Source organism: Flexibacter flexilis DSM 6793, from assembly GCF_900112255.1.
Taxonomy (GTDB): Bacteria; Bacteroidota; Bacteroidia; order Cytophagales; family Flexibacteraceae; genus Flexibacter; species Flexibacter flexilis.
In genome coordinates, this window is record NZ_FOLE01000001.1 from 340,954 (window position 1) to 357,558 (window position 16,605).

Sequence of the window (16,605 nt, forward strand, 5' to 3'; positions counted from 1 at the left end):
AAAAAACATTAGCAGTTACTTCTATGATAAATGTTACTAAGCCCTTTTTGCCTCCTATTGAAGAATATCAAAAATATGTTCAGGGGATTTGGGAACGTACGTGGCTAACCAATAACGGGCCATTGGTCAATGAATTAGAACTTAAACTAAAAGAATATTTAGACGTTCCCCATTTGTTTTTTTTGGGGAATGGGACTATCGCTTTACAAATTGCGATCAAGGCTTTAGATCTTAAAGGGGAGATTATCACTACGCCATTTTCGTATGTGGCCACTACCTCCAGCATTGCGTGGGAAAACTGCAAGCCTGTTTTTGTGGATATTGACCCCAAAACATTTAATATCAATGCCGATTTGATTGAGGCAGCCATCACCGAAAACACATCGGGCATTATGGCAACGCACGTGTACGGCAACCCCTGCGATGTAGAAAAAATACAGGCCATTGCCGACAAATACAAACTCAAAGTAATTTATGACGGAGCGCACGCCTTCGCCACCAAATACGCGGGCGAATCGGTTTTGAATTATGGCGACATCACGACTTTGAGTTTCCATGCCACCAAATTATTTCATACCACAGAAGGCGGCGCAGCCGTTACGCCGAATGCAGAAGTGGCCAAGAAAATAGCCTATTTGCGCAATTTTGGTCATGCCACACCAGAATCATTTCACGGCATTGGTGTCAATGGCAAAAATTCTGAGTTTCATGCGGCGATGGGTTTGTGTAACCTCAAATACATCGACCAAATCCGCCGTCGCCGCAAAGAGCTTTCGGACTATTACGATACTAAATTACAGTTGCTGCGCCATACCAAACCCAGCATTCAGGCCAAAGCGGAGTTCAATTACAGTTATTATGCGATTGTGTTAGAAAGCGAAACGGCACTACTCAAAGCCGTAGAAGCCTTAAATCTTCAATGGATTTATCCGCGTCGTTATTTCTATCCGTCGTTAGCTACGCTGAATTATGTAGAACAAACACCTATGCCTATTACTGACGATATTTGTCGTAGAGTATTGTGTTTGCCTCTTTTCCACGAGCTTACGTTTGAGGAAATAGATATGATTGCAAGAGTATTGTTACGTAGTCAAAATTATTAGTAGCTTATGGGTTTCCTTTCTCAAATACAACTAGAAGCACTTAATTTCAGGCATTTAGGAAAAAACGTACTCATTTCGGATAAAGCATCTATTTATAATGCTGCGAATATTTCGATTGGGGATAATTCTCGCATAGATGATTTTTGTGTAATTTCGGCAGGTGCAGACGGCATCAGTATTGGGCGTTACGTGCACATTGCTTGTTATAGCTCGCTGATAGGCAAAGCACGAATTGAGATGCACGATTTTTCGGGACTTTCCTCCAAAGTATCCATTTATTCGAGTAGCGACGACTATTCGGGCAATTACCTAACCAACCCTACAGTACCCAGCGAATTTTCGAATGTTATTCACAAACCTGTTGTACTAAAAAAACATGTGATAGTGGGTGCGTCTGCGGTCATTTTGCCTGGCGTAACAGCCGAAGAAGGCGTGGCTATCGGGGCGTTTGCGTTGGTGGTTAAAAATTGCGACGCCTTTTCGATTTACGGCGGCATTCCCGCCCGAAAAGTAAAGGAAAGAAGTGTGCAACTATTAGACTTGGAGCAAAAACTAGCTGAAAAGTATAATTTGTAGCCTACTATTTTCTACATTTAAGTATCTATTTTTAAAGTCTATTCATTAGAAGAGATGAGCAATACAGTTATTAGAGTCGAGCAAGTGGCCAAACAGTATCGTTTGGGTGAGGTTGGAAGCGGTACGCTTCAGGAAGATTTCAAACGCTGGTGGGACAAACTCAGAGGAAATAATACCCATGATGCACTAACGGCTGCTGATAGCAGAGAGGGGGAATTAGTGTGGGCTTTGCAAGACATTAATTTTGAAATAAAACAGGGCGAGGCCGTTGGTGTAGTCGGGCGTAATGGTGCGGGCAAATCTACCTTGCTCAAAATTTTATCGCGTGTTACTGCTCCTACTTCTGGCCAAATAAAAGTAAAAGGGCGTATTGCTTCTCTCTTGGAAGTAGGCACAGGTTTTCACCCAGACCTTACAGGACGTGAAAATATCTTCTTGAACGGCGCGATTTTGGGCATGACCAAACACGAAATTCGCAGTAAGTTTGATGAGATTGTGGCCTTTTCAGGTGTAGAAAAATACATCGATACTCCCGTAAAGCGTTATAGTAGTGGTATGTATGTGCGTTTGGCCTTTGCTGTTGCGGCACATTTAGAACCCGAAATCTTGATTATCGACGAAGTTTTGGCCGTTGGAGATTCTGTTTTTCAACAAAAATGTATCGACAAAATGACCGATGTTTGTAACTCAGGGCGTACGATTCTTTTTGTGAGCCATAACATGGTCAGTGTGCAAAATCTCTGTACACGTGGTATTTTCTTGGCTGGCGGAAAATTACTCGCTGATGATAATATCGGAGCTATCATAGACCTTTATACCAATACCAATGGTAGCTTGCAAGCGGCATCTGCCGAAATTGATTTGACTGGCATTCCACGCAAAGGCTATGCAGGGCATTTACGTTTCCGCAAAATTTCGTTCCCTTCCAATGGGTTTGAGTTTGGAGAACCAATCAAATTTAATATCCAACTAGATACTTTTGATAAAGACTATGCTGTCGATCTCGATTTTGGCATCAATATCAAAGATAAAAACTACGCTAATATTATTCATTGTAGCAATCGTTTTATTAACAAAAACTTTGACCATTCATCTGATAATCAGATTTATTCTTTTGAAATAGCCAATAACCTCAAACCAGGCATTTATCTCGTAACATTATTTTTACGAAGTAGAGATGTAATTCAGGATTGGTTACAAGAGATTTTGCAAATAGAAATTTATGAAGGAAACCCTTACGGCTATCGTGATTCTTATCAAATACAAGGCCTGACATTTCCGCTATTTAGCATTGAGCAAAACGAAATTCCAAATATGTAATTGCTGAAAATAACCCAAAACGGGGTGAGTATTTTACTTGCCCCGTTTTGGGTGCTACTCTTCCCCGCCCAACAGCGGCAGCATCACCGTAAAATATAGCGCATTTTGTAGCACTTCTATATTTTCGGAAGCAATGAGTTTGTAACGGTTGGCGATGTTGCGCAACCCCACTTTATTAGAATCCACCATCGTGGTTTTCTTTTGAAATTTGTTGCGAACAACCAACTGGCCGCCTTCAATAAAAATATCAATGTCCAGTGGTTTAGCCGCCGAAATAACATTGTGTTTGATGGCGTTTTCGACCAAGATCTGAAGCGTCAGCGGCGGAATTTGTTTTTCCAGAAAATCATCAGAAATATGGATTTGCGTTTTAATATTCTCCCCAAATCGCATTTTTACCAAAAATAAATACGCTTTGATAAACTTGATTTCTTCGCGCAAAGTGGTCAGTTCTTGGTCTTTGCTTTGCAAAATATAGCGGTAAACCTGCGAAAGCTCTTGCACATAAGCCACCGCCGTTTTGGGTTCTTCTTCAATAAGCGAAGCCAAGGTATTGAGGCTATTGAATAGAAAATGCGGGTTTACCTGATTTTTTAAAGAATCTAACTCGGACTGTATGTTTTCGCGTTTGAGCCGCTCGGTCTCGGCTATCGAATTGGTAAGATGCTCCAACAAATACATACACTCGTAAATCGTACCGATAAAAATAGAAATGAACAATGGGACTTTAAAGTCATCCCAATAGTCGGCACACCACACATGAAATGCCATGTATATTCCCCACTGATTCACCCAAAAAGCCGCAAAAATATAGAGCAATCCCCAAGCTAGTTGATAGCTAATACGTTTGAAAGTTTGGTCGTGGCGCGGATAAATGTTGCGTGCCATGTTCATGATCCCAACCGTACCTAACCAATAGGTTGCCGTACAAAAAACGGACACCACCATATACACGCCCAACGTGCGGCCTTTGTCTATGTTCACCACCAACGGAATACAACAGCCCACTATAATAATAGGCAATACATGTTTAAAGTATTCATGCTTTAGCAAATTCTTCATGCTGGGACTGGTGTTTTTCGTTGGGCAAAAGATTTTCCAAACTCCAATTCAAATCTTCTAAACGTGGACTTTGACGCACAGAACATTCCGCAATAGGGCAAATCGAGCATGATTTGAACGGAACGCAAGGGTCTGTGTGTACAAACAATTCGGTTTGATCGCCTAGCTCCGCTTTAAGCATTTTTTCCAGATTAGAGGCTTGCGTATGCGACTGCTCCAGCGTGGAATACCAAGGCAACGTCAGGTGGCAATCTATGTGTAAATTTTGGCCAAATTTCTGCACGCGCAAATTGTGTATGTCTATCCAGCGCGGCGCACGATTGCGTTTGAGTACGTCAGCCACTTGGTCAAGCGTCTGGTAATCTGCTTCGTCTATCAGTACGCCCACCGAGGATTTGAGCATAGAAAAACCTGTAACAACAATATATCCTCCTAACACTAAGGCAACTGCCCCATCTAGCCAAAGCAAATTCGTAAAATAAATAGCCGCAAGTCCTACCAACAAACCCACGCTTGAAACCGTATCGGTAATCAAATGTTTGCCGTCAGCTTCCATCACCGCCGAGCTGTTTTTTTTGCCTTCTCTGATGAGCCACCAACCAATTAAGCCATTAAGTACACCTGATAAAACCGTCAAGCCCATACCCCAACCCAACTCCTGCACAACTTGGGGATGAATAATCCCCGAAACGGCTTCCCAAACAATAAACACACCTGCTACCGAAATCAATGCACCTTCCACACCTGCCGAAACATATTCTAGTTTGCCATGCCCGTAAGGATGCTTAAGGTCGCGAGGGCGATCTGCGTAGTACAAACTCACGAATGCAAACGCACCCGCCACCACATTGATAATGGATTCGAGTGCATCGGTCAGAATCGCCTGCGAGTGCGTAAGCCAATAAGCTCCAAACTTGAGGCTCATGAGCAGAAAACTAAACGTCAGGACAAAACCCATTAAGCGTAATTTGCTTTGGGACAAGAATGAAATCATAGTGTCTGGGGGCCTTGCAAACCTTGAAAATAAACAAAAGAATTGATAGCGCAAAAATACAGATTTGCCACGCAAATACAGAGACATTGTACCTAATTTGTCAAAAAGCTATCCAAAGCCGCCTATTTGCACGACCAAAAGTATATAAACTCCAACAATAGCCATTAAAAGGGTTTTAACGTTTATTTTATTATTTGAAATAAATATAAATAAGATGTGTAAATACTGATATTTAATTGAATAAAGAAGGCGTTCTTTTACATGCTGATATTTGTCAAGAAAAAAAACGATATTAGTTTGTAAGTGTGATTTGTTTTTGAATTGCGTGTGTTATATTTGTAGTGCAACAACGCACCAAATATTTAAAATTTGCACCCCTAACACCTATGAGTAATGCAAAAATTCCAGATTGTCGCGAATGTCCTGTGCGGCATCGCAGCATCATGAAAGACCTCGAAGAAGGGCTTTTGGAGCAAATCGGGACAGCTAAGCACTGCGACATTTATCGAAAAGGAGACGTAATATTTAGAGAAGGTAACCGTCCGCAAGGACTATATGCTATTTATAGCGGTAAAGTAAAAGTTTACAAAACCAATGAGCGCGGCAAAGACCAAATCTTGCGCCTGACTAAAGCAGGTGATGCACTTGGATACAGAGCTTTAATTTCAGGAGAACACTACATGGCCTCTGCCGAAGCACTCGAAGATTGTCGCATTTGTTTTATCCCAAAATCTACCTTCGATACTTTATTGCAGACCAGCGACAGGCTGTTTGCCCGCATCATTAAAGTATTGGCCGAAGACCTGAAAGTGGCCGAAAGTCAAATCGCAGCGATGGCAACCAAAACCGTGCGCGAACGTACCGCCGAAGCCTTAGTGATTATCCACAACTACTATGGCGTAAATGCAGATGGTTCTTTGTCGGTGGCAATGTCCAGAGAAGATTTGGCCTCGATGGTCGGCACGGCAACCGAATCGCTGATTCGTATGCTTTCAGAATTTAAGTCCGAAGGCCTCATTGACCTGAAAGACAAGAAAATTATCATCAAAGACCTCAAAAAAATAGAAAAGGCCGCCAATATTTTTGATTAAACATTGGCTTCAGCCCCAAAACATAATTCTTGGGTAGTTTCGGGGCTGGCACTTCTATTTGTTCGCAGGAAATTACAGAACCCGTCTTGCGTTTTTTATTGACAAAATAAGTAGTATCATTGTGCTACGAACTCAAACAGTTTTTTGGCTGTTTTGGGAATAGTAAGCCCTCTTGTTAGGCTATTTTATTTTATCAAGATTCTAAAACCTCGAACAAATTTGCTAGAAAAAGTAATCACCTTAGAAAATGTTTCGCTGCTTGATTTCTTTGGAGCAGAAAACAAAAATATCAACGCTATCGCGGCCGCTTTTCCCCAAAGCAAAATCATTTCACGCGGTAACGAAATACGCATCAAAGGCACGCCCGTCGAAATCCAGAAAATCAATGACATTATCAATGCCCTGATAGACCATTACAACCAATTCGGAGCTATTACGGAAGAAAATATCCGCAGCTATATCAAGCAGGACGAAGAACGCATCGAGAACGAAGCCAAAGAAGATACCATCATTTATGGCACAAAAGGCTTTGCTATCAAGCCCAAAACGGCCAACCAACAAAAATTGGTGGACACGGCACGCGCCAACGATTTGGTATTTGCACTCGGGCCTGCGGGTACAGGCAAAACCTACATTGCCGTAGCGTTGGCCGTGCGAGCCCTAAAAAACAAAGAGGTAAAGAAAATCATTATCACGCGGCCAGCCGTAGAAGCGGGCGAAAATTTAGGCTTTTTGCCTGGTGATTTGAAAGAGAAAATAGATCCATATTTGCGCCCGATTTATGATGCCTTGGACGATATGATTCCAGCCGAAAAGTTGAAATTTTATCAGGAAAACCGTATCATTGAGATCGCGCCGTTGGCTTATATGCGTGGGCGTACGCTTCACAATGCTTTTATCTTGTTGGACGAAGCCCAAAACACAACTCCGATGCAAATCAAAATGTTTTTGACGCGTATGGGGCCAAACTCCAAAGTAATCGTAACGGGGGATGTTTCGCAGATAGATTTGCCTCATAAACAGAAGTCTGGCTTGATAGAAGCATCACACATACTTAAAAATATCAAAGGAATCGGATTTGTTACATTGGATTCTGCGGATGTTGTGCGTCATAAATTAGTAAAGCAAATTATTAACGCTTACGAGAAGCACGAAGAGTATTTGGCAGCCAAAGAATATAAAAGCGAGAAAGGCAATCCTCCCACCACTAAAGAGTAACACAGTCTATCAGACTAAGTAAAAGAGACACAAATACTTGTGTCTCTTTTTTTTGTTTTAATAATATCTATTATTAAAAAAGTAATTATATACTTAAAACTTTAAGCAAAATTTAATAAAATATTTAGATATACATGATAAATAACAAATGTTTGCTTAGTAAGTTTGTAAGTTGCAGTATTCATCGCAATTTTATTACACCGATTATTTTTTAACATAAACTACATTTTAAAATATAAAGTCAACAAAACGTAAAATTCAAACACTTCTCTTATGATGAAACAGTTTTACCTAACTACATGGCTTTTCTTACTGATGTTTAGTGTATTTTGTTTACCAACAAATGCACAATCGGTAAATGGCCGTATTATTGGGGCAGAAATCACCTACAAATCATTGGGCGGCAATGATTATGAGATTGCGCTCAACGCCTACCGTGATTGCGCCAGTACGCGCGATTTAGATAACCAATATTTTATTAATTACACGAGTGTAGCGACTCCGCCATTCACAGGTAGTTTGGCCGTAAATTTAGTAAACAAGGAAGAAGCCAGTTCGTTTTGTCCTGGTCAAGCCTCTGTTTGCTCAGGAGGCTCTTTACCTGGTTACAAACGTTACATTTATAAAGGAACTGTTACGCTTCCTTATAAGTCGCGTTGGACATTTAGTTGGGGCTTGGGTAACCGTTCAGCCTCGTTGACTACCATCAACAACCCAACCCAAATGTTGTATGTAGAATCAATGCTCAACAATTTTGTCGTAGCAACTAACAACTCCCCCACATTTAGCAGTGAGCCGCAAGCCTTAGTTTGCGTAAACAATGCGATGTCCTTCAATTTGGGGGCAACACAGCCCGACACTGGCCATGTGCTTCATTATGCTTTGGTAACACCTCGTACTGGTTCTACCACTACGTTATCTTACAAAACGGGTTACTCTGCCGCCGCATTTTTAACTTCCAGCACAGCCATTTCGGTAAATGCCACGACAGGCGACATCAGTCTAAACCCATCTGCAAACAACGAAGTAAGCTGTACGGCACTCAAAGTAGAAGAGTATTTCAACGGGCAACTTATTGGCAGTATCGTCCGCGACTTTCAGATAGCCACAAGAACCTGCGACAATACACTACCATCTCTCACGGGAATAAATGGGCAAAATAACTTTTTGATGTCTGTTTGCGCAGGCACTGCCGTTAACTTTAGTATTGCGGGTTCTGACGTAGATGCCAATCAAGTCGTTGAGCTTTCTTGGAACAATGGTATTACAGGTGCTAGCTTTTCTTCTTCAGGCAATAATGGAATATTCAGTTGGACTCCTACATCCGCTAATATTGGAGTACACACATTTACTGTAACAGCCAAAGACAATGCTTGCCCCGTACAAGGTACACAAAGCCATACGTTTAGCATTAAGGTAACGCCTACACCTAGCGTTAAATTAGGCAACGACACAACCATTGGTTGTAATACAACGCTAACACTAACCCCAATCATCACCAGTGGCACGGCTCCGTTTACTTATATGTGGTCACCTGGCGGCGAAACAACCCCTACGGTACAAAAAAGTGTAGGCTCTTATACGGTTTTGGTAACAGACTCGAATGGCTGTACTGCTGCGGATAACATTATTATCAAAAAAGGAATTATTCCTAATTTTAAATCAAATGGAGATTCGGCTTGTGTGGGTGTAGCTGTTAAATTCACGGATTTATCTAGTAGTTCGGTAGCCAGCATTACCAACTGGGCTTGGCGTTTTGGCGACGGAGCCACTTCTACTATCAAAAATCCTACACATGCTTATGCCAACCCTGGCACCTACAGCGTTCGCCTCATAGTCAAAGATGCAACTGCTTGCGCCGATACTATTATCAAGCAAGTTAAAGTTTGTAAAATTCCTACTGCAAATTTTAAATACTTGGACTCTTGCCAAAATAAACCGTTATCCATTATGGGCATACAGGAGGCAGATCCAACAGCATGTCCTATCACTACATGGAAACTCACGGATGATAAAAGCAATTCACTTACCAATGCGACGGGAGCTTTCATTTTAAATTATATAGATTCGGGCACGGTGAATGTAACGCTTACTGTATTTAATGCCAACGGTTGTAGCAGTAGCATTACCAAAGCGATTTATATCAACCCACGCCCTTTTGTTAATATTGTGGATACCTCGTATTATTTCAAGTGTAACCAGCCAGATTCTGTGGTTCATTTGCAGGCTTATACCCGACCAGCCAACAAAAAGTATAGAATACAATGGAGCACTGGCCAGCAAATAGCAGACACATTCGGAGTAGTCAAAGATTCTGTAACACTCTCACAAACAGGATTCTATACTGCTACTGTTACGGATATTTTGGGCTGCACGTGCACAGACAATATTACTGTAAATAAGCCACTTACAGCAGATTTTTTTAGATCTAACTACTGCGAGGCGGGTCAATCTATTCTGTTCTCCAATATAACAGAAAGCACTTGGGGTATAAAATCATATCTATGGCAATTTGGAGATGGGAATACATCTACCCTACCAAATCCAACCCATAATTATCCAACCCCTCCTCTTGGTGGCGGCACTTCCTACACAGTAAAATTATTTGTTACAGACTCTACCAACTGTTTAGATTCGATGCAACATCAGGTAATTATCGCTTTACCGACCACCAATTATGCGATTACAAGTCCTGATACCATTTGCTTTGGGGACTCTATTAGTTATGTGGGGCCACAAGGTCAGTACGTCAATAGTTGGACATGGAAATTTACAGATACTGATTCTATCACTGTAACAAATGCGGCTCAAAGCAATGGCAAGTATGCTTTTAACCAAGCAGGCTGCTTTAATGTGAAGTTACGTTTGACTTATAATGACAATGGAACTAGTGCTTGCCAGAAAACATACCCTACTAAAAAAATATGCGTTCGTAATCCGTTTGCAATCAGCATCGATAAAGCGGGCACTTGCGCCAATAGCCCAACACAATTTACAGGAGCAAAAACAACTGGAGATTATGCCGTAAATAACTGGAATTGGGAATTTTGGTTTACACCAGATGCCGCAACGCCAGCCACAATGATAGCCACTTCTACCCAACAAAATCCTGTCTTTACATTTCATCGGAAAGGTATTGTTACGGCTAAATTACGTGCCATCGACAAAAAGGGTTGCCGTGCGCAAACAGAATCTGTGTTCAATATGAATGATGTAGCCAAACCAAGTTTTGATAATGAAGGTTTTTGCGTAGGTAAAGCTATTCACTTTACTATCAAAAATGCAGTAGATACTTTTGAAAACATTGCTACTTATAAATACATTTTTGGCGATGGAAACCAACTCCCTTCAAGCTCAGGAGATGTATATCATACTTACAGTAGCACAGGCACTTACAACGTAATATTGGTGGCTTACTCGCAAGACGGTTGTGCCGATTCATCAGTAACTGCCCTTCATATTCTTGATGCCCCTACGCCTGTGATTGCCTCAGACACTGTTTGTAACAACATCGCCACTTCATTCCAAGGCTCTTTGCTTGTGCGTGATACTACGGCTACTTACTTCTGGTTGTTTGGAGACGGTGATACCTCAAACGTTCAAAACCCAACGCACTTGTATGCCAATGCAGGCATTTTTGATGCAAAACTAATCGTAACAAGTGCCAGCGGCTGCCGCGATACAACTACACAATCTGTCGTAGTAAAGCGCAACCCCGTATCGAATTTTGGCGTAGGAAGTGCTGATTTGGTAGCTAATCGCCCAGTGGTTTTCAACGATAACTCTTCTTTTGCGGTAAAATGGATTTGGACGTTTGATGCTAATGGCAGCAGTTTTATTACCCAAAACCCAGATTCGGCAGATGCTACGCATACTTACCCAAAAGCAGCTACAGAAGCAGGTAATCTCCATGTAGTTACGTTGGTAACCGAAAGTATAGATGGTTGCAAAGACACTACGTCCCAGACCATAGACCTAAATGCTTACTTCGCACTGCCCACCGCTTATTCTCCGAATGGCGACGGCCTGAACGACAAGTTCCGTGTAAGAGGCAAAGGCATCAAAGATGTGCGTGAGTTCAAAATTTATAATCGTTGGGGACAGTTGGTGTTTGATGCCTCTGGCGACCGCCAAAAAGGACTGGACGGCTGGGACGGCAAATTCAATGGCGTTCAGCAACCAACAGGCGTTTATGTGGTTTATGCAGCCATTACCACCGAATACGGAGACGAAATTGTACTGAAAGGTAACTTAACATTGCTCCGTTAAAAACAACTTAACTCCTAACGCAGGGAAAACCACTGCCCACAATTTAGACAGTGGTCTTCCCCTAAAAATTTTGACAAAATGAAACAGACATATAAAAAATTATTGGGTGTAAGTTTGAGCCTGTTGGGATTTTCGGCTATTCAAGCACAAGATTTACACTACTCGCAATTTTATAATTCTCCCCAAACGCTCAACCCTGCTCTTACGGGTATGATGCGCGAGGATTTTCGCGTAGGTGCCATTTATCGCAGCCAATGGCAGTCGGTGAATAGCCCTTACAAAACCATGTCGTTTTGGGGCGATATGAACTTTAAGCTCAACAAAAAAGCAGTGGACATGGTCAGTGCTGGCCTCAACTTCACCAACGACGAGTTGGGCGATGGCATTTTCAAAAATCAATACATTTTGGTTTCGGGAGCTGCTCAAAAATATTTGGGTTATAGCCGTCGTCATTTTGTGTCGGGGGGCTTGCAAGCTGGCGTAATGATGCAAAATCTCAACAAAGACGGTTTGCTTTTTGAAGACCAATTCAACAACCAATACCGCCCAGTGCTAGGCTCAGCCGAAAATTTGAGCAATGGACGCAACACGTATGTAAACGTAAACGCTGGTTTGGCGTGGGAATATTTCTTTACCGAAAAACTGACCGTAACGGCGGGGGCTGGTTTCCATAATTTGCTTTTTGCCAAAGATTCTTATCTGGACGGCATCGGTGAATCTGTGAAAAACCGCCAATCGGTACGCACTATCCTGACGGCTGGCGCGACTTACCAAGTATCTAAATACGTGAGTTTGTTGCCTGCCATTTTGTATGCTCGTCAAGCGAAGGCTTCAGATTTTAATTTGGGAACAAATATCGCGTTTCATCTTGGCGGCGTGGAACATCGCAACCGTGCAGCCCTCTTAGTGGGTGGTTTCTATCGCCTCAACGATGCGGCTATTGGCAAGGTTGGTTTCCGCTTCAAAGGATTTCAAGCCATGTTTAGTTACGATGCTACTACCTCAGGGTTCAAAGACATCAACAAAGCCCCAACCATCCAAAACAAAACCGTTGGTGCGTATGAGTTTTCGCTCATCTATGCGGGCTTCCTGAACAGAGCTTTACCGAGCCGCTTAACAGTACCGAGCCGCTTCTTCTAGTCTGTTCTTTTTGGTCAAAAAAACTTATCAGCGATTTACCATTTTCTACGATGTTGAAAAAAATTATATACAGCTTTCTCTTTTCGGCTTTGGCTACACAATTGCCAAGTTTTGCCCAAGAAAGAGACATTAACAAACTAAGCGACCCTAAAAAACTCCAAACAGCAGAAATGATGTTGAATTTGGGGAGTTTTTATAATGCCATCGAGCCGCTCACCGATTTAGTTACGCGCAATCCAAACCAACCTATTTACGCATCACGTTTGGGCGAAGCCTATTTCTTTGCACGCGACTACGAAAACGCCGAAATTTGGCTTACCAAAGCGCAAAAACTATTTGGTCATAATGACGATTTATTTGCTTTTATGTTGGGTGAAAGTTTGCGCTACAATGGCAAATATACCGAAGCTGTCGCACAATTTACAGCCTTCGACAACGGGAAATACCGCGACCGCAAAGGCGAAATGTTCCACCTTGCCGCGAAGAGCGCGATTGTATCTTGCCAAAAAGCCAACCAAATTAAAGCGAAAAATCAAAAGGCTTACGTGGCTTTTGCGGGCGATAACATCAACCACGGATACAGCGACTTTGCGCCACGCCTACGCGATGATAGCACGTTGGTTTACTCCAGCTATTTGTCGGATACGATCATGACTTCGGAATACTTAGAACCAAACTTTAACCGTGTAAAACTCTATTCTTCAGCTTTCAACAAGGAAACTAACGAATGGGGCGAGCCTGAAGAAATGAAACATTTGAGCCGCCATTTAGAAAGTACGGCCAACGGAGTTTTCACGCCCGAAGGCGATGAATTTTATTTTACACGCTGTCGCACGGGCAAACAAGGCCAACAAACTTGCGATATTTATATGTGTAAAATCAAAGATGGCAAGTTCTCAACTCCTATTCCCTTAGGCAAAAACATTAACTCCAGCCGTAGCACCCAAACGCAACCGTATGTAGTTACGACCCTCAACGGCAAGCAAAAGCAAAAGATTTTGTATTTTGCCTCTAATCGTAAAGGCGGACGTGGCGGTTTGGATATTTGGTACGCGCTTTTCAACGAAAAAATAGGCTTATACAACCGCCCTATAAATTGCGGCCCAGAAGTAAACTCGGTTCGCGATGAGGTTACGCCGTTTTATAGTGTAAAAGAAAATACACTGTATTTTAGCTCTAATTCGCACCCTGGAATTGGTGGTTTTGACGTATTCAAATCGAAAGGCAGTTTGCGGACTTTCTCCGCTCCCGAAAATTTGGGCACGCCGCTGAACACTTCCTACGATGATGTGTATTACACATTGGCGGCCAGCGAAAAAGCAGGTTACTTTGTTTCTAACCGCAAAGGCAGCCAAGGAATTTTGCCAAATACTACGTGCTGCGACGACATCTATGCTTTTGATTTGGAAAAACCAATTGAGTTTGGAAATAAACACCCAGCACCAATTGTAGCCAAAAAAGATACCGCAGCTGTTGCTCAAGCGGATACAGCTCTACCCGTGGTGGCGAAACTAACAGAGCCTACCAAATTAGCGGAACCTACACCAACTCCTAAGAAAGAAACCGTTACGGTAAAAGAAGAATTGGTAGCAGAAGCGAAACCAACGAAAAAGCCTAAGGCAAAGAAAAAAACTACGCCTACGGCTAAACCAAAAGCAAAAACCACACAACCTAAAGCAACTGAGCAACCACAAGAAGAATCAAAACCTGTATATGCTTCTGTGCGTACAAGAGTTATCGTGGAATTTGCCAGCGACCAAGACACAGCCTATTTGGAATATTATCCGAAGTTAGATTCGATTGCTAACGATTTGGCAAAAGATTCGGTTGCAGTCAAAATCACAGGCCATGCCGATGCGACAGGCTCTTTGGAATACAACCAGATGCTTTCTGAAAAACGTGCCAAGCGTATGGCCGAATACCTTGTTGCGCATGGTGTAAATCGTGAATTAATCACCACAGAAGGTAAAGGCGAATTAAAACCAATAGCTACCAACAAAACAGTAAAAGGCCGTCGTCATAACCGCCGCACTGAGTTTGTTTATACTAAAAAGGTTTTAAAAAGCGCGAAAAAGAAAAAACGAAAATAAATTAAATAAAAACGGCTATTCAATGATGATGAGTAGCCGTTTTTTATTGGTCTAAAAAGTTTGCAGAAAAGCCGCCACCACCTCAATCGTTTCTGCTTGCGCTTCTTTGTGCGGATTATGACCAACAGCAGGCAAAATAAGTTGCTCGGCTTGGCCGCTTACCTGACTAACAATCGCTTCTACTTGCGCCAGTGTCCCGAACTCGTCGTTTTCACCTTGTATGACCAATACTGGGCATTGGATTTTGGGCAAAAAATGTTCGATATTCCAATCTCTGTACATTTCGCTGAGCCACGTAGCCGCCCACGCCCAAAACACGCCATCAGTTTTTGAGCCATGATACTTGGCTAATTTTTCGGGCAAATTGGTAGTTTGATAGCTTTCTACGGCTTCGCGTATGCCCTTGAGCGTAATTTCTTCTACAAAAACGTGTGCGCCTTCAGTAACCACACCTACTACTATTTCAGGATATTTGGCTGCCGCCAGCAACGCAATCGTACCGCCGTCGCTGTGGCCAAAAAGCACTGCATTGCCAATGCCAAGTTGCTCCAACAGCGCAGCCAATACGTCGGCTTCTTTTTCCATATAATCTTGCTGGCGTGGCTGCGCTCCAAACGGTGCGGATTGTCCGTAGCCTTGTCGGTCGTACACCAGATACGCACAATCCGTTTTTTGTGCTAATTGCTGCGGAAAATCGCGCCACAAAACCGCGCAACCGAGCGAGTCGTGCAAAAAGACCAACGTATAACGCGTATCAGGTTTGGCTTCGTGCTGTACGAAAAGCCCAACGCCATTTATTTCTGTTATTTGATTCATACCCCAAAATTTAGAGCCGAAAGATATAATTTTGCTGTTAATATTGAGGCCTATGCATAATCTGGCAACCAAATGGGCAGCAAGATTGTTAAGCACCATAACGTAATTTTATTTTCTTTCTCAAACAAACAAATACCTGAAAATGAACAGTGTAGATTCTTTCAACGAATTTCGCTCGGCCATGAACGAAAAGATTATGGCAGCCGACAACAAAGTAATCAAAAGGCTTTTTAATCTGGATACCAACACCTATACGGAAGGCAGCGTGGATGTAAAAACCAAAGAAATGATTGGTTTGGCCTGCTCCATGGTGTTGCGTTGCGACGATTGCGTAAAATATCACTTGGGCAAATGCCACGAGTTAGGCATGAGTACGGAACAAGTTTTTGAAGTTTTTGCGATTGCCAACATCATTGGCGGCACGATTGTCATTCCGCACTTGCGAAGGGCTGTGGCTTATTGGGAAGATTTGCAACAATACAGCCCAGCAGCCGAATAACTACGCCTTATTTTGCACACCAAGTCTTATAGGTTTCCTAAAAATCTGTAAGACTTTTTTTATTGCATTGATGAATATAAACAACAAAAAAGCCCTTCATTGCTGAAGGGCTTCTGCTTTTGCAGAGAGTGAGGGATTCGAACCCCCGGACCTGTTACAGTCAACGGTTTTCAAGACCGCCGCATTCGACCACTCTGCCAACTCTCTAAGTGCGTCGTCTTTTTCTCTAACGCGGTGCAAAGGTGTAGGTTTCTTTTTTAATATCCAAATCCTGCCCAAAAGTTTTTTTGATTTTTTTCCTAACAATAACACAAAACACTGTTAATCAGTAGATTTTTAAGATAAAAAAAATATCTCAATATAATTGTAATAAGTACGCAGCCATTTATTATGTAAAGTCATCGTATTATATTTGCTTGGAATCGTG

At 42.3% G+C, this 16,605-nt stretch carries 12 protein-coding genes and 1 tRNA gene; 9 read left to right on the top strand and 4 right to left on the bottom strand.

What is annotated here, in order from left to right; genetic code table 11:
* Positions 1-23: 23 nt before the first annotated feature.
* The 3 genes from BM090_RS01430 to BM090_RS01440 are packed head-to-tail and all read left to right on the top strand — an operon-like array spanning position 24 to position 2,999.
* The gene (locus BM090_RS01430; RefSeq protein WP_091506113.1) at positions 24-1,103 is read left to right on the top strand and encodes a DegT/DnrJ/EryC1/StrS family aminotransferase; all 1,080 of its coding nucleotides are present in this window, start codon (positions 24-26) and stop codon (positions 1,101-1,103) included.
* Between the two features lie 6 nt (positions 1,104-1,109).
* Entirely contained in the window at positions 1,110-1,679 is a 570-nt protein-coding gene (locus tag BM090_RS01435; RefSeq protein WP_091506117.1) for an acyltransferase, read from the top strand.
* A gap of 54 nt (positions 1,680-1,733) precedes the next feature.
* A complete protein-coding gene (locus tag BM090_RS01440) occupies positions 1,734-2,999 on the top strand; it encodes an ABC transporter ATP-binding protein (protein ID WP_091506119.1) in 1,266 nt (421 codons plus the stop codon).
* A gap of 54 nt (positions 3,000-3,053) precedes the next feature.
* On the opposite strand, the gene BM090_RS01445 is transcribed toward BM090_RS01440, so the two are convergent.
* Positions 3,054-4,061 carry a sensor histidine kinase gene (locus BM090_RS01445; RefSeq protein ID WP_091506121.1) on the bottom strand — a complete coding sequence of 336 codons (1,008 nt, stop codon included), beginning with the start codon at positions 4,059-4,061 and terminating at the stop codon, positions 3,054-3,056.
* Positions 4,039-5,055, bottom strand: a complete 1,017-nt coding sequence (locus BM090_RS01450) for a cation diffusion facilitator family transporter (RefSeq protein WP_177199805.1) — start codon at positions 5,053-5,055, stop codon at positions 4,039-4,041. The genes BM090_RS01445 and BM090_RS01450 overlap by 23 nt, the downstream gene beginning before the upstream one ends.
* Positions 5,056-5,441: 386 nt before the next feature.
* Here BM090_RS01450 and BM090_RS01455 point away from each other — a divergent pair, with 386 nt between their 5' ends.
* The 5 genes from BM090_RS01455 to BM090_RS01475 all read left to right on the top strand — a co-directional run bounded on the left by BM090_RS01455 (position 5,442) and on the right by BM090_RS01475 (position 14,863).
* Positions 5,442-6,146 (top strand): Crp/Fnr family transcriptional regulator, encoded by a 705-nt coding sequence (locus tag BM090_RS01455; RefSeq protein ID WP_091506126.1) that lies wholly within the window; start codon positions 5,442-5,444, stop codon positions 6,144-6,146.
* 219 nt (positions 6,147-6,365) lie between these two features.
* Positions 6,366-7,364, top strand: a complete 999-nt coding sequence (locus BM090_RS01460; protein WP_091506129.1) for a PhoH family protein — start codon at positions 6,366-6,368, stop codon at positions 7,362-7,364.
* Positions 7,365-7,637: 273 nt separating this feature from the next.
* Positions 7,638-11,633, top strand: a complete 3,996-nt coding sequence (locus BM090_RS01465; protein ID WP_091506131.1) for a PKD domain-containing protein — start codon at positions 7,638-7,640, stop codon at positions 11,631-11,633.
* A gap of 78 nt (positions 11,634-11,711) precedes the next feature.
* The gene (locus tag BM090_RS01470) at positions 11,712-12,773 is read left to right on the top strand and encodes a PorP/SprF family type IX secretion system membrane protein (RefSeq protein WP_091506134.1); all 1,062 of its coding nucleotides are present in this window, start codon (positions 11,712-11,714) and stop codon (positions 12,771-12,773) included.
* Positions 12,774-12,823: 50 nt separating this feature from the next.
* The gene (locus BM090_RS01475; protein WP_091506136.1) at positions 12,824-14,863 is read left to right on the top strand and encodes an OmpA family protein; all 2,040 of its coding nucleotides are present in this window, start codon (positions 12,824-12,826) and stop codon (positions 14,861-14,863) included.
* 51 nt (positions 14,864-14,914) lie between these two features.
* Here the strand turns inward: BM090_RS01475 and BM090_RS01480 are convergent, their stop codons facing one another.
* A complete protein-coding gene (locus BM090_RS01480; RefSeq protein ID WP_091507780.1) occupies positions 14,915-15,679 on the bottom strand; it encodes an alpha/beta fold hydrolase in 765 nt (254 codons plus the stop codon).
* Positions 15,680-15,821: 142 nt separating this feature from the next.
* Between BM090_RS01480 and BM090_RS01485 the strand changes: the two genes are divergently transcribed.
* Positions 15,822-16,178, top strand: a complete 357-nt coding sequence (locus BM090_RS01485; RefSeq protein ID WP_091506139.1) for a carboxymuconolactone decarboxylase family protein — start codon at positions 15,822-15,824, stop codon at positions 16,176-16,178.
* 122 nt (positions 16,179-16,300) lie between these two features.
* Here the strand turns inward: BM090_RS01485 and BM090_RS01490 are convergent.
* A tRNA-Ser gene (locus BM090_RS01490) sits at positions 16,301-16,385 on the bottom strand.
* Positions 16,386-16,605: the final 220 nt, after the last annotated feature.

Excerpts from the sequence above, each read along its gene's own strand:
- BM090_RS01430 (WP_091506113.1), top strand. The coding sequence starts at position 24 with ATGATAAATGTTACTAAGCCCTTTTTGCCTCCTATTGAAGAATATCAA.
- BM090_RS01435 (WP_091506117.1), top strand. The coding sequence starts at position 1,110 with ATGGGTTTCCTTTCTCAAATACAACTAGAAGCACTTAATTTCAGGCAT.
- BM090_RS01440 (WP_091506119.1), top strand. The coding sequence starts at position 1,734 with ATGAGCAATACAGTTATTAGAGTCGAGCAAGTGGCCAAACAGTATCGT.
- BM090_RS01445 (WP_091506121.1), bottom strand. The coding sequence starts at position 4,061 with ATGAAGAATTTGCTAAAGCATGAATACTTTAAACATGTATTGCCTATT.
- BM090_RS01450 (WP_177199805.1), bottom strand. The coding sequence starts at position 5,055 with ATGATTTCATTCTTGTCCCAAAGCAAATTACGCTTAATGGGTTTTGTC.
- BM090_RS01455 (WP_091506126.1), top strand. The coding sequence starts at position 5,442 with ATGAGTAATGCAAAAATTCCAGATTGTCGCGAATGTCCTGTGCGGCAT.
- BM090_RS01465 (WP_091506131.1), top strand. The coding sequence starts at position 7,638 with ATGATGAAACAGTTTTACCTAACTACATGGCTTTTCTTACTGATGTTT.
- BM090_RS01470 (WP_091506134.1), top strand. The coding sequence starts at position 11,712 with ATGAAACAGACATATAAAAAATTATTGGGTGTAAGTTTGAGCCTGTTG.
- BM090_RS01475 (WP_091506136.1), top strand. The coding sequence starts at position 12,824 with ATGTTGAAAAAAATTATATACAGCTTTCTCTTTTCGGCTTTGGCTACA.
- BM090_RS01480 (WP_091507780.1), bottom strand. The coding sequence starts at position 15,679 with ATGAATCAAATAACAGAAATAAATGGCGTTGGGCTTTTCGTACAGCAC.
- BM090_RS01485 (WP_091506139.1), top strand. The coding sequence starts at position 15,822 with ATGAACAGTGTAGATTCTTTCAACGAATTTCGCTCGGCCATGAACGAA.